General features: G+C 54.1%; 12 protein-coding genes. All 12 read left to right on the top strand.

Annotation, left to right across the window (positions count from 1 at the left end; genetic code table 11):
* Positions 1 to 45 precede the first annotated feature (45 nt).
* The 12 genes from Y017_RS06500 (at position 46) to ureC (ending at position 12388) form a co-directional block, all read left to right on the top strand.
* On the top strand, positions 46 to 516 hold the full coding sequence (locus Y017_RS06500) for a F0F1 ATP synthase subunit B (RefSeq protein WP_011590001.1): 471 nt from the start codon (positions 46 to 48) through the stop codon (positions 514 to 516).
* 15 nt (positions 517 to 531) lie between these two features.
* The gene (locus Y017_RS06505) at positions 532 to 1068 is read left to right on the top strand and encodes a F0F1 ATP synthase subunit delta (protein ID WP_011590000.1); all 537 of its coding nucleotides are present in this window, start codon (positions 532 to 534) and stop codon (positions 1066 to 1068) included.
* Between the two features lie 16 nt (positions 1069 to 1084).
* Positions 1085 to 2629, top strand: a complete 1545-nt coding sequence (gene atpA / locus Y017_RS06510; RefSeq protein ID WP_011589999.1) for a F0F1 ATP synthase subunit alpha — start codon at positions 1085 to 1087, stop codon at positions 2627 to 2629.
* 23 nt (positions 2630 to 2652) lie between these two features.
* Positions 2653 to 3513 (top strand): F0F1 ATP synthase subunit gamma, encoded by an 861-nt coding sequence (gene atpG, locus Y017_RS06515; RefSeq protein ID WP_011589998.1) that lies wholly within the window; start codon positions 2653 to 2655, stop codon positions 3511 to 3513.
* Positions 3514 to 3562: 49 nt separating this feature from the next.
* The gene (atpD, locus tag Y017_RS06520; RefSeq protein ID WP_011589997.1) at positions 3563 to 4945 is read left to right on the top strand and encodes a F0F1 ATP synthase subunit beta; all 1383 of its coding nucleotides are present in this window, start codon (positions 3563 to 3565) and stop codon (positions 4943 to 4945) included.
* 22 nt (positions 4946 to 4967) lie between these two features.
* Positions 4968 to 5387 (top strand): F0F1 ATP synthase subunit epsilon, encoded by a 420-nt coding sequence (locus Y017_RS06525; RefSeq protein WP_011589996.1) that lies wholly within the window; start codon positions 4968 to 4970, stop codon positions 5385 to 5387.
* Positions 5388 to 5544: 157 nt separating this feature from the next.
* Complete coding sequence (gene glmU / locus Y017_RS06530) at positions 5545 to 6903, top strand: bifunctional UDP-N-acetylglucosamine diphosphorylase/glucosamine-1-phosphate N-acetyltransferase GlmU (RefSeq protein WP_035459741.1); 1359 nt, start codon at positions 5545 to 5547, stop codon at positions 6901 to 6903.
* Positions 6904 to 6915: 12 nt separating this feature from the next.
* Entirely contained in the window at positions 6916 to 8745 is a 1830-nt protein-coding gene (gene glmS / locus Y017_RS06535) for a glutamine--fructose-6-phosphate transaminase (isomerizing) (RefSeq protein ID WP_035459744.1), read from the top strand.
* Positions 8746 to 9141: 396 nt separating this feature from the next.
* Entirely contained in the window at positions 9142 to 9897 is a 756-nt protein-coding gene (locus tag Y017_RS06540; protein WP_197017548.1) for an urease accessory protein UreD, read from the top strand.
* 32 nt (positions 9898 to 9929) lie between these two features.
* The gene (gene ureA, locus Y017_RS06545; protein WP_035459747.1) at positions 9930 to 10232 is read left to right on the top strand and encodes an urease subunit gamma; all 303 of its coding nucleotides are present in this window, start codon (positions 9930 to 9932) and stop codon (positions 10230 to 10232) included.
* Positions 10233 to 10257: 25 nt separating this feature from the next.
* Entirely contained in the window at positions 10258 to 10563 is a 306-nt protein-coding gene (locus Y017_RS06550) for an urease subunit beta (RefSeq protein WP_011589991.1), read from the top strand.
* 130 nt (positions 10564 to 10693) lie between these two features.
* Complete coding sequence (gene ureC / locus Y017_RS06555; protein WP_287963387.1) at positions 10694 to 12388, top strand: urease subunit alpha; 1695 nt, start codon at positions 10694 to 10696, stop codon at positions 12386 to 12388.
* Positions 12389 to 12400 lie beyond the last annotated feature (12 nt).

The following is a 12400-nucleotide window of genomic DNA, read 5'->3' on the forward strand; positions in this document are numbered from 1 at the left end:
CCCCGATTTAGGGAAATCTAAAGCAACGCGGATTGAGGTGTTGGCATGAATATTAATGCGACACTAATTGGCCAGGCCATTTGGTTTGCCCTGTTTGTGTTCTTCTGCATGAAGTTCGTTTGGCCCCCGATTTCACGGGCGCTGGATGAGCGTAAGCAGAAGATTGCCGAAGGCCTAAGTGCCGCGGATCGGGCAGAGCGTGATCTGGAACTGGCGCAGGAAAAGGCGACCGCCAATCTCAAAGAATCTAAAGAGAAGGCGGCCGAAATTATTGATCAGGCCAATCGCCGGGCTAATCAGATTGTGGAAGAGGCTAAAGATGCAGCGCGCGCCGAAGGTGAGCGTCTGATTGCCAAAGCCCATTCTGAGATTGACCAAGAGGTTAATCAGGCTCGCGAGCAATTGCGTAAAGATGTAGCTGTACTGGCGTTGAGCGGTGCCGAAAAGGTACTGGGCGGCGAAGTAAACCAGGACAAACACACGCAGTTGCTTGAGCAGCTGGCGGCTGAACTCTGAGAATACGGGTAACCCATGGCTGAACTGACCACCATCGCACGCCCCTACGCCAAGGCCGCATTTGTGTTCGCTAAAGAACACGATGCCCTGGAGCAGTGGGAGAAGATGCTGGGCCTGGCAGCAGCAGTGGCAGGTGATGCCTCCATGCGTGCCTACCTTGACCAGCCGGAACTGGATGACGCCACCAAGGTTTCTGCTTTTGCAGAAGTCTGTGGTGATGAGCTGGACGAAAGCGGTCGCAACTTTGTTGCGCAGCTAACGCAGAATAAGCGTTTGCCGCTTTTGCCGATCATCCTGCAACTGTTCCACGAGCTTCTGGCCGAACAGCAGCAGTTCACCGATGTGGAGATGATCTCTGCATTCGAGTTGGACGATGCTGCTACCGACAAGTTGGTAGCAGCGCTTAAGAAACGCCTTGGTACGGAAGTGAATGTCACAACTTCCGTCGACCAATCTTTGATTGGGGGCGTGCTGGTGCGAGCCGGCGATACCGTAATTGATGGCAGTGTGCGCGGCCGGCTTAATCGCTTGGCAGAGCAACTGAACTCTTGAGTTTGAGGGATTAGAGATGCAGCAACTCAACCCGTCCGAAATCAGCGAGATTATCAAGTCGCGCATTGCGAAACTTGATACCTCCACCGAAGCACGCAACGAAGGTACGGTGGTTTCCGTATCTGATGGTATTGTGCGCATTCATGGTCTGGCCGACGTGATGTTCGGCGAGATGATCGAGTTTGAGGGCGGCATCTACGGCATGGCCCTTAACCTGGAGCAAGACTCTGTCGGCGCCGTGGTGCTGGGTGATTACCTGGGCCTAGCCGAAGGCCAAAAAGTTCGTTGTACCGGTCGTATTCTGGAAGTCCCCACTGGCCCCGAAATGCTGGGTCGTGTTGTTGACGCTCTAGGTAATCCGATTGACGGTAAAGGCCCGATCGAAGCCAAGCAAACCGATGCGGTTGAAAAGGTAGCGCCCGGCGTTATCTGGCGTCGTGAAGTTAACGAGCCTGTTCAAACCGGTTACAAGTCCATCGATGCCATGGTGCCAATCGGCCGTGGTCAGCGTGAGCTGATCATTGGTGACCGCCAGATCGGTAAGACCGCCGTGGCGGTTGATGCGATTATCAACCAGAAAGACTCCGGCATTAAGTGTGTCTACGTCGCCATCGGCCAGAAGCAGTCCACCATTGCTAACGTGGTGCGCAAACTGGAAGAGCACGGCGCGATGGAAAACACCATCATCGTTGCGGCCTCCGCTTCTGATCCGGCTTCCATGCAGTTCCTGGCACCGTTTGCTGGCTGCACCATGGGCGAGTATTTCCGTGATCGCGGTGAAGATGCACTGATCGTTTATGATGATCTGACCAAGCAGGCGTGGGCGTATCGCCAGATCTCCCTGCTGCTGCGTCGTCCGCCGGGCCGTGAAGCTTATCCTGGTGACGTGTTCTACCTGCACTCCCGTCTACTGGAGCGCGCCGCCAAGGTAAACGAAGATTATGTTGAGAAGTTCACCAACGGTGAAGTGAAAGGTAAGACCGGTTCTTTGACCGCTCTGCCTATCATTGAAACCCAAGGTGGTGACGTTTCTGCCTTCGTACCGACCAACGTGATTTCCATTACCGATGGTCAGATCTTCCTGGAAACCGACCTGTTCAACTCCGGCATTCGCCCGGCGATGAACGCCGGTGTGTCTGTATCCCGTGTAGGTGGTGCAGCCCAGACCAAGATCGTTAAGAAGCTGGGTGGTGGTATTCGTTTGGCTCTGGCTCAGTACCGTGAACTGGCTGCATTCGCTCAGTTCGCTTCCGACCTCGATGATTCTACTCGTGAGCAGTTGGAGCATGGTCAAGCCGTTACCGAGCTGATGAAGCAGAAGCAGTACAGCCCGATGAGCGTTGCTGAAATGGGTGTTGTGCTGTACGCCGCTAACGAAGGTTACCTAAAAGGTATGGAAGTCGAAAAAATCGGCGCCTTTGAAGCTGCACTGCTGGACTACATGAACAGCGAAAAGAAAGCGTTGATGGATAAAATCAACGAGAAGGGTGACTACAACGGCGAGATCGAAGCTGAGATTAAAGAATCTCTCGATCAGTTCAAAGCTACCCAGACCTGGTAATTCGCTGATAAAGGAACGTTCCTATGGCCAGCGGTAAAGAGATCAAAGGCAAAATTGCCAGCGTCCAGAGCACGAAGAAAATTACTCGTGCAATGGAAATGGTAGCAGCCTCCAAGATGCGTAAGGCGCAAGAGCGTATGACGGCCAGTAAGCCGTACGCCAGCCGTATGCGTCAGGTGGTTGCTCACCTGGCTAACGCCGATCTGGAATACCGGCACGTTTACCTGCAAGAGCGGGAAGTTAAAAACGTTGGCTACATCGTAGTGAGCTCCGATCGGGGCCTCTGCGGTGGCCTCAACGTGAACCTGCTCAAGAACGTCGTCAAAAGCGCGAAGGCATGGGAAGAAAAGGGTGCCAAAACCAGCTACTGCGTAGTCGGTTCCAAGGGCATGTCTTTCTTCAAGAGCGTTGGCGGCAATGTGGAAGCGAATATCACAGGCTTGGGGGATACCCCGCACCTGAATGATTTAATCGGTTCCATCAAGGTGATGTTGGATGCCTACGAAAGCGGTGCAATCGACCGTTTGTACATCGTGTACAACGAATTCGTGAACACCATGACCCAGTCGCCCAAGAATATTCAGTTGCTGCCGCTGGAAGCGGGTAGTGATGAAGAGCTGAAGCGCCACTGGGACTACATTTACGAGCCAGCCCCGAAAGAGCTGCTCGACGAACTGCTGGTGCGGTTCATTGAGTCTCAGGTGTATCAGGGTGTGGTTGAAAACAATGCCTGTGAGCAGGCAGCACGTATGATTGCCATGAAGGCTGCCAGTGATAACGCTGGTGACATCATTCGTGATCTGCAATTGGTGTACAACAAGGCACGCCAGGCTGCTATTACGCAGGAAATCTCCGAAATCGTTGGTGGTGCTGCTGCGGTTTAATCGTCAAGCAGATTAACGTGGCAAAAACGCAAGTTAAGAGGATGCAAGCATGAGTAGCGGTCGTATTGTTCAGATCATCGGTGCCGTGATCGACGTGGAATTTCCACGCGAAGCCGTACCGAAGGTATATGACGCCCTCTCCGTGGACGGTACTGAAACTACCCTGGAAGTTCAGCAGCAGCTGGGCGACGGTGTAGTGCGGACTATTGCCATGGGCTCCACCGAAGGTCTGAAGCGCGGCCTTGGCGTGACTGATAACGGTGAACCGATTCAGGTTCCTGTGGGCACCAAAACCTTGGGCCGTATCATGGACGTGCTGGGTCGCCCGATTGATGAAGCGGGCCCCATCGGTGAAGAAGAGCGTATGCCGATTCACCGTGCAGCGCCTACTTATGCGGATCAGGCAGCCACTAACGAACTGCTGGAAACCGGCATCAAGGTAATCGACCTGGTTTGTCCTTTCGCCAAAGGCGGTAAGGTTGGTCTGTTCGGTGGTGCGGGTGTTGGTAAAACCGTAAACATGATGGAGCTGATCCGGAACATCGCTATTGAGCACTCCGGTTTCTCCGTGTTTGCTGGTGTGGGTGAGCGTACTCGTGAGGGTAACGACTTCTACCATGAAATGAAGGACTCCAACGTACTGGATAAAGTATCGTTGGTGTACGGTCAGATGAATGAGCCGCCTGGTAACCGTCTGCGTGTAGCGCTGACCGGTCTGACCATGGCCGAGAAGTTCCGTGACGAAGGTCGCGACGTACTGTTCTTCGTGGATAACATTTACCGTTATACGCTGGCGGGTACGGAAGTATCTGCACTGTTGGGCCGTATGCCTTCAGCGGTAGGTTACCAGCCGACTCTGGCGGAAGAGATGGGCGTTCTGCAGGAACGTATTACTTCCACCAAGACCGGTTCCATTACCTCCGTTCAGGCGGTATACGTACCTGCGGATGACTTGACTGACCCGTCTCCGGCCACCACCTTCGCGCACTTGGATTCCACTGTATCCTTGAGCCGTGATATCGCGTCTAAGGGTATCTACCCGGCGATTGACCCGCTGGATTCCACCTCGCGTCAGCTGGATCCGCTGGTTATCGGTCAAGAGCACTACGACATTGCACGTGGCGTTCAAACCGTACTGCAGCGCTTTAAAGAGCTGAAAGACATCATCGCTATTTTGGGTATGGACGAACTGTCAGAAGACGATAAACTGATTGTATCTCGTGCCCGTAAGATTGAGCGTTATTTGTCTCAGCCGTTCTTTGTGGCCGAAGTATTTACTGGTTCCCCGGGCAAGTATGTTTCCCTGAAAGACACCCTCGCGGGCTTTAAGGGCATCCTTGGCGGTGATTACGATCACATCCCGGAGCAGGACTTCTACATGAAGGGCTCTATCGACGAAGTGATTGAAGCCTACAACAAGCGTAGCAAGTAACCTGCACCTGGGAGACAAGCAAATGGCGATGACCGTGCATTGCGACATTGTAAGTGCAGAACGCCAGCTGTTCTCCGGCTTGGTTGAAATTGTGGTAGCTTCCGGTGTGGAAGGTGACCTCGGTATCATGCCCGGCCACGCCCCGCTGCTGACCCGGCTGAAGCCGGGCCCGGTACGGGTGAAGAAGCAGAATGGTGAAGAAGAAGTGTTCTACGTATCCGGTGGCTTCTTAGAAGTGCAGCCGAAGCTGGTGACCGTACTGGCAGATACGGCTGAACGCGCTGAAAATATGGACGCTGCAGAAGCTGAGCGTGCTAAAGCCCGTGCCAAAGAAGCGTTGGAAGGCAAGAGTTCCGAAATGGATTACTCCCGTGCCGCTGCAACTCTGATAGAGGCCGTTGCACAGCTGCGTGCCATTCAACAATTGAAGAATAAGCGGTAAGTATCTTTTGCAATTCTTCAACACAGGAAAGGGTAGCCAAGTGCTACCCTTTTTTGTTTCTGTCGTATAGTGAGCGCCCGGTTGGAATAGGTCCTGTGCGAATCAGAGGCGGCACAGTGGTATAACGGTACCGGCATGTAAAAGACAAGGATAGGGTATGAGTCTAGCAGTAGTGATTCTGGCGGCGGGTAAAGGGACGCGGATGAAAAGCGCTTTGCCAAAGGTGCTTCATGCAGTGGCCGGCAAGCCAATGGTGCAGCATGTGGTAGACGCGGCAGCGTCGCTGGAACCAGCCAATACCGTCATCGTATACGGCCATGGTGGCGAACAGGTGAAAGCCTCGGTCACTGGTGAGCAAGTGGCTTGGGCAGAGCAAGCTGAACAGCTCGGTACTGGCCATGCGGTTGCGCAAGCCATGCCTTATGTAAAAGAAGACATGGTATTGGTGTTGTACGGTGATGTACCGCTGATTCGCCCGGAAACACTAAAAGACTTTGTCGCCACGGTGGACGATAGCACCCTGGCGCTGATGACCCTAACCTTGGATGACCCGAACGGTTACGGCCGTATCGTTCGTGATGGTCAGAACAACGTGCAGCGCATCGTTGAGCAGAAAGACGCAAGCGAAGCTGAGCTGAGTATTCAGGAAATCAACACGGGCATTCTTGCCTGTTCACGGCGATTCCTAGAAGAAAGCTTGCCCAAGCTTTCCAGTAATAATGCCCAGGGCGAATATTACCTTACTGACCTGATCGCAATGGCGTCACAGTCGGGCTTGAATGTGCAAACCCTGCAACCCAACGAAGGCTGGGAAGTGGACGGGGTGAATGACAGAGTGCAATTGGCAAGGCTAGAGCGCATTTACCAGCAGGCTCAGGCTGAAACCTTGATGCGTGACGGGGTAACATTGCTGGACCCTTCTCGTCTGGATATTCGCGGCAGCGTACAGATCGCCAGTGATGTAATCATTGATGTGAATGTCATTTTAGAGGGAGATGTCACCATCGAAGAAGGTGTGGTGATCGGTCCTAACTGTATTCTGCGAGACGCCAACATCGGCGCCGGCACCGTCATAGAAGCGAACACACTCATTGACGGTGCTATTGTGGGTGAACACTGTCAGCTAGGCCCCTATGCCCGCTTGCGCCCTGGAACAGAACTGGCCGACAAAGCGAAGATAGGCAACTTTGTTGAAACCAAAAAGTCCTACATTGGCGAGGGTTCCAAGGTAAACCACCTGACCTATATCGGCGATAGCGAGATAGGTAAAGGCGTCAACGTGGGTGCCGGCACTATTACGTGTAACTATGATGGCGCCAACAAATTTCAGACCGTGCTGAAAGACGGAGCGTTCATTGGCTCCAATTCCTCTCTAGTTGCTCCAGTCACCATTGGCGTAAATGCCACTGTAGGTGCGGGCAGCACTATTACAAAGGATGTGGGCGACAACGGCCTAGCGGTTGCTCGAACGCAACAGCGCAACGTGGCTAATTGGCAGCGCCCCAAGAAAGGGTAAGGAAGAGCATTTATGTGCGGAATTGTTGGGGCCATTGGCCAGCGGAATGTGACCAATATTTTGATCACTGGTCTCAAGCGACTTGAGTACCGGGGTTACGACAGTGCGGGAGTCGCGCTGCTCAACGATAAGGGCATCAGTCGTGTCCGTCGTCAGGGAAAAGTGGCCGGGTTGGAAGAGGCGGTCCTGGAAGCACAAACCCAGGGTTTCACCGGCATTGCCCACACGCGCTGGGCTACCCACGGCAAGCCTTCGGAGCCTAATTCTCACCCGCATATGTCCGGTGATGATTTGGCCCTGGTGCATAACGGTATCATCGAAAATTTTCAGGCACTCAAAGACGAGCTTGAAGCCAGCGGTTATACGTTCAACTCCCAAACCGATACGGAAGTGATTGTGCATCTGGTGCATCAGGCGCTGGATAACGGATTGAATCTTTTCGACGCCGTGCAAGCGGTCACAAAGAAACTCGATGGTGCCTACGCACTGGGTGTTATTCATGCTTCTGAGCCGCACAAGTTGGTTACCGTGCGCTCTGGTAGCCCGCTGGTCATCGGCCTGGGGATTGATGAAAACTATATCGCATCCGACCAACTGGCCTTGTTACCAGTAACCAACCGGTTCATCTTTTTGGAAGAGGGTGACCAGGCAGAAATTACAACTAATAGCGTGCGTATAGTGGATGCAGCAGGTGAGCCGGTAACACGCGAAGCTCACGAGTTTGATGGCACCCATGAAGATGCGGAAAAGGGCGAATACCGCCACTATATGCAGAAGGAAATTTTCGAGCAGCCCGCAGCTATTCAGAAAACCTTGGAAGATCGCATTGATAGCCCGGCTAGCCTGATTGAGTCTTTCGGTGAAAAAGCGCCTGCTATTTTCGATAAGGTTAAAACCGTTCAAATCGTCGCCTGCGGTACTAGCTATCACGCAGGTATGGTGGCCCGTTATTGGTTAGAAGACATTGCCGGTATTCCTTGCCAGGTCGAAGTAGCCAGTGAGTTCCGCTACCGCAAGCACGTGGTGCCAGAAGGCACTCTCTTTGTCACCATTTCCCAAAGCGGTGAAACCGCCGATACCTTGGCAGCGCTGCGTGATACTCAGTCACCCAATTATGTGGGTCGCCTGGCTGTGTGTAACGTGGACAGCTCATCGTTGGTGCGTGAATCAGAACTGGTTTTTCTCACCAAAGCCGGTCCGGAAATCGGGGTAGCTTCCACCAAGGCCTTCACCACTCAACTGGTTGGGTTGTTGATGCTCGTGTTAGCGCTGGGCCGCCAAAAAGGCCTGGCCGACAGCGAGATCGAAAAAATTCTGGAAGAACTGCGTCAGCTGCCCAATTTGATCGAGCAGGCGGCGGCGTTAGACAAGCCCATCGAAAAACTTTCAGAGGCGTTTGTGGAAAAACACCACGCCCTGTTTTTGGGGCGTGGCGTGCAATTTCCGGTGGCTTTGGAAGGAGCCCTTAAGCTCAAGGAAATTTCCTACATCCACGCCGAAGCCTACGCAGCGGGAGAGCTTAAACACGGCCCGTTGGCCTTGGTGGACAGCGAAATGCCGGTGGTGTCGGTGGCCCCCAATGATGAATTGTTGGAAAAGCTGAAATCCAATCTGCAAGAAGTCCGTGCCCGTGGCGGTGAGCTTTATGTGTTTGCTGATAAGAATGCTCACGTAAAAGAAGGGGAAGGGATTCATGTGTTAAACATGCCCTCAGTGCCCGACACTGTAGCCCCGATCGTTTATACCGTACCGCTGCAGTTGCTTAGCTACCATGTGGCGGTGCTGCGCGGCACCGATGTGGATCAGCCTCGTAACCTAGCCAAGTCGGTAACGGTGGAATAGCCGCCACCCGCAAGGCAATACAAAAAAAGCCCGGCAATCGCCGGGCTTTTTTTATTGCCGCTTTATCTCCAGTGCCATTGCATACCACCACGGGCACGGGGTGGCGCATAAGAATCAATACCATGGATCGCGCTAACGCTCTTAGGGTGATGGCCCCTCTACAAGTCTCGGCCCTTATAAGGGATAAGCCGCCCTCTATTTCAGCAGGTGGCACAAAAGCTGCATAAATTTGGTGCATGATAAAGAGCAGGCAAAGGGGCCAGGCCAGTGAGCGTAGAGAAACCGGTAGCAGCGGGCCGGCAGAACAGTAAGGCCACAGGCAGGCATAAGGGATGGCAAGCAAAACTGCATATGCAGCTTGAGTGCGCCATAACTGGGCGCGGCATGAAAACCGTCATGGCCGAATTGCACCATTATGGCCCGTTGCGCGTTCAGCGCCCTTTCTACCCAGAGCAGGACACCGCACACATCTATTTACTGCACCCACCAGGGGGGGTTGTGGGTGGTGATGGACTGGATATCAGCATTACCGCATCGAGCCAGGCCCATGGCTTACTCACTACCCCTGGGGCAACCAAGTTTTACCGCAGCGCTGGGCAAACCGCCCATGTGAGCCAAACGCTCACCGTTCAGGCAGGAGGGACACTGGAGTGGTTTCCCCAAGAAAATATTTTCTTCCCTGGGGCACGGGTACAGATGGACACCCGGATCGACCTGCACGGGGATGCCCATTTTATGGGCTGGGAAATTTCCTGCTTGGGTCGGCCGGTTAATAGTGAAGTGTTTCACGAGGGAAAAATCGACGCCCGTTTTCGTATTAGCCGCGACCGTAAACCGCTGCTGATTGAACGCCTTAAGGTGGATCAGCCCAGCCACCTCAATGCGGCCTCTGGGCTGCGTAATTTCCCCATGCAGGCAATATTTGTAGCCACGGGGAGTAATGAGGGGTTGCTGGAGCAGGCCCGTGAATGCATTGAAAAGCAGGCCACCGACATGCCCTGCGGCCTCACCCTGATTGACGACATTCTGGTCATGCGTGTGCTCGGCACTCGCTGTGAAAAAATTCAAGCATTGATGCTTCCCGTCTGGCAATTATTGCGTCAGGCCACCCTGAATAAACCGGCGGTGATACCGCGAATCTGGAACACCTGATAACGGTGTAAGGAAAGGCAAAAAGGTAAAGCATGGAACTGACACCCAGAGAAAAAGACAAGCTGTTAATTTTTACCGCCGCGCTGCTGGCCGAACGGCGCAAGGCCCGTGGCGTTAAGCTTAACTATCCGGAATCGATCGCTTATATCACCGCCGCCATTATGGAGGGTGCTCGCGACGGCAAAACGGTCGCCGAATTGATGGGCGAAGGGCGAACCTTGCTCAAGCGTCAGGATGTGATGGAAGGCGTGCCAGAAATGATCCATGAAGTGCAGGTGGAAGCGACCTTTCCCGATGGCACCAAACTGGTAACGGTTCACGACCCCATCGTTTAAGACGATCCGCTATAGGAGAAGCCAAATGATTCCAGGCGAATACGCTATTCAGAACGGCGACATCGAGATCAATCCTGGGCGGGAAACGCTCAGCGTGGAAGTGGCCAATACGGGCGACCGTCCCATTCAGGTGGGCTCTCACTACCACTTCTATGAAGCTAACAATGCCCTGCAGTTCGACCGAGAAAAAACCCGAGGCTTCCGGCTCAATATTCCGGCCGGCACCGCCGTGCGCATTGAGCCAGGGCAGAGCCGGACAGTAGAGCTGGTGGCGTATGCAGGACAAAGAAAAGTGTACGGGTTTCAGGGCAAGGTCATGGGGCCGCTTTGAATTAGGGCTGAACTTGCCCGTGAAAATCGCGCCATGGGAAGCAGGCCGGCGCCTGTACAACACCGCATTTCGGAAAGGCTGCCGATAACCAGCCGGTAGATGCAAGAACAGGAGAATCATCGTGGCAACAATGTCCAGACAAGCCTACGCCGACATGTTCGGGCCCACCACAGGTGACCGGGTACGCCTGGCCGATACCGATCTGTGGATCCAGGTAGAAAAAGATTTCACCGTCTATGGTGACGAAGTGAAATTTGGCGGCGGCAAGGTAATTCGTGATGGCATGGGCCAATCCCAGCTGCCTTCGGCGAAGGTTATGGACCTGGTCATTACCAATGCCTTGATCCTCGACTACTGGGGAATCGTTAAAGCGGATATCGGCATAAAGAACGGGCGAATTGCGGCCATTGGCAAGGCGGGTAACCCGGATGTGCAACCGAATGTGGATATCATTGTTGGCCCTGGCACCGATGTGATTGCTGGTGAAGGCAGCATCATTACGGCGGGGGGGATTGATTCGCATATCCATTTTATCTGCCCGCAGCAGATCGACGAAGCATTAGCATCCGGGGTCACCACCATGATCGGGGGCGGCACCGGGCCCACCACCGGCACCAATGCCACCACAGTGACGCCCGGGCCCTGGAACATGGCCCGCATGTTGGAAGCGGCGGATTGCTTTCCAATGAATCTGGGGTTCCTTGGCAAAGGTAACGCCAGCTTGCCGGAATCCCTGAGCGAACAGATCAGCGCCGGCGCCATTGGCCTGAAATTGCACGAAGACTGGGGCACCACCCCCGCCTCAATCGACAACTGCCTTTCGGTTGCAGAAGAAACGGATACTCAAGTGGCGATCCACACCGACACCTTGAACGAATCCGGCTTTGTGGAAGACACCATCGCCGCGTTCAAAGATCGCACCATCCATACCTATCACACCGAGGGAGCCGGGGGCGGCCATGCGCCGGATATTATTCGCGCTGCTGGGCTTGCCAATGTGCTGCCTTCGTCCACAAACCCGACGCGACCTTACACGGTGAATACCGCCGATGAGCACCTCGATATGCTCATGGTCTGTCACCATTTGGATCCGAGTATTCCAGAAGACGTAGCGTTTGCTGAATCCCGCATTCGCCGCGAAACCATTGCCGCGGAAGACATCCTTCATGATCTTGGTGCGTTCTCCATGATTGCCTCAGACTCCCAGGCCATGGGGCGTGTGGGCGAAGTGGTGATGCGCACCTGGCAAACGGCCCACAAGATGAAAGTGCAGCGCGGTTCCCTAAAAGGCGACCCATCCGAACATGATAATTTTCGCGCCAAACGCTACATAGCCAAGTACACCATAAACCCGGCATTAGCCCACGGCATGGCCCATGAAATCGGCTCGGTGGAAGTGGGCAAGCTCGCCGACCTGGTACTGTGGAGCCCGGCCTTTTTTGGGGTAAAGCCCAACCTCATCATTAAGGGCGGCATGATCGCCATGGCCAAGATGGGCGACCCTAACGCATCCATCCCTACACCCCAGCCAGTTCATTACCGCCCCATGTTTGGGGCCTACGGCAAGGCTCGCCAAGCCACCACCATGACCTTCATTTCCCAGGCCGCCATGGATGCGGGTATCCCTGAGCAACTCACATTAGCCAACCGCATTGGTGTGGTGAAAGGCTGCCGCACAGTGAAAAAGAAAGACATGTTGCTCAATGATTGGCTGCCACATCTGGAAGTGGATCCACAGACCTATGAAGTACGTGCCGATGGCCAGCTGCTAACGTGCGAACCGGCGGAAGTGTTGCCAATGGCGCAGCGCTATTTCTTGTTTTAACGCATTGTTTAC

It is taken from the genome of Alcanivorax sp. 97CO-5 (genome assembly GCF_000524665.1).
GTDB lineage: Bacteria > Pseudomonadota > Gammaproteobacteria > Pseudomonadales > Alcanivoracaceae > Alcanivorax > Alcanivorax borkumensis.

Excerpts from the sequence above, each read along its gene's own strand:
- Y017_RS06540 (WP_197017548.1), top strand. The coding sequence starts at position 9,142 with ATGGCCGAATTGCACCATTATGGCCCGTTGCGCGTTCAGCGCCCTTTC.
- Y017_RS06525 (WP_011589996.1), top strand. The coding sequence starts at position 4,968 with ATGGCGATGACCGTGCATTGCGACATTGTAAGTGCAGAACGCCAGCTG.
- Y017_RS06505 (WP_011590000.1), top strand. The coding sequence starts at position 532 with ATGGCTGAACTGACCACCATCGCACGCCCCTACGCCAAGGCCGCATTT.
- Y017_RS06550 (WP_011589991.1), top strand. The coding sequence starts at position 10,258 with ATGATTCCAGGCGAATACGCTATTCAGAACGGCGACATCGAGATCAAT.
- Y017_RS06500 (WP_011590001.1), top strand. The coding sequence starts at position 46 with ATGAATATTAATGCGACACTAATTGGCCAGGCCATTTGGTTTGCCCTG.
- atpA (WP_011589999.1), top strand. The coding sequence starts at position 1,085 with ATGCAGCAACTCAACCCGTCCGAAATCAGCGAGATTATCAAGTCGCGC.
- glmU (WP_035459741.1), top strand. The coding sequence starts at position 5,545 with ATGAGTCTAGCAGTAGTGATTCTGGCGGCGGGTAAAGGGACGCGGATG.
- glmS (WP_035459744.1), top strand. The coding sequence starts at position 6,916 with ATGTGCGGAATTGTTGGGGCCATTGGCCAGCGGAATGTGACCAATATT.
- atpG (WP_011589998.1), top strand. The coding sequence starts at position 2,653 with ATGGCCAGCGGTAAAGAGATCAAAGGCAAAATTGCCAGCGTCCAGAGC.
- ureC (WP_287963387.1), top strand. The coding sequence starts at position 10,694 with ATGTCCAGACAAGCCTACGCCGACATGTTCGGGCCCACCACAGGTGAC.
- ureA (WP_035459747.1), top strand. The coding sequence starts at position 9,930 with ATGGAACTGACACCCAGAGAAAAAGACAAGCTGTTAATTTTTACCGCC.
- atpD (WP_011589997.1), top strand. The coding sequence starts at position 3,563 with ATGAGTAGCGGTCGTATTGTTCAGATCATCGGTGCCGTGATCGACGTG.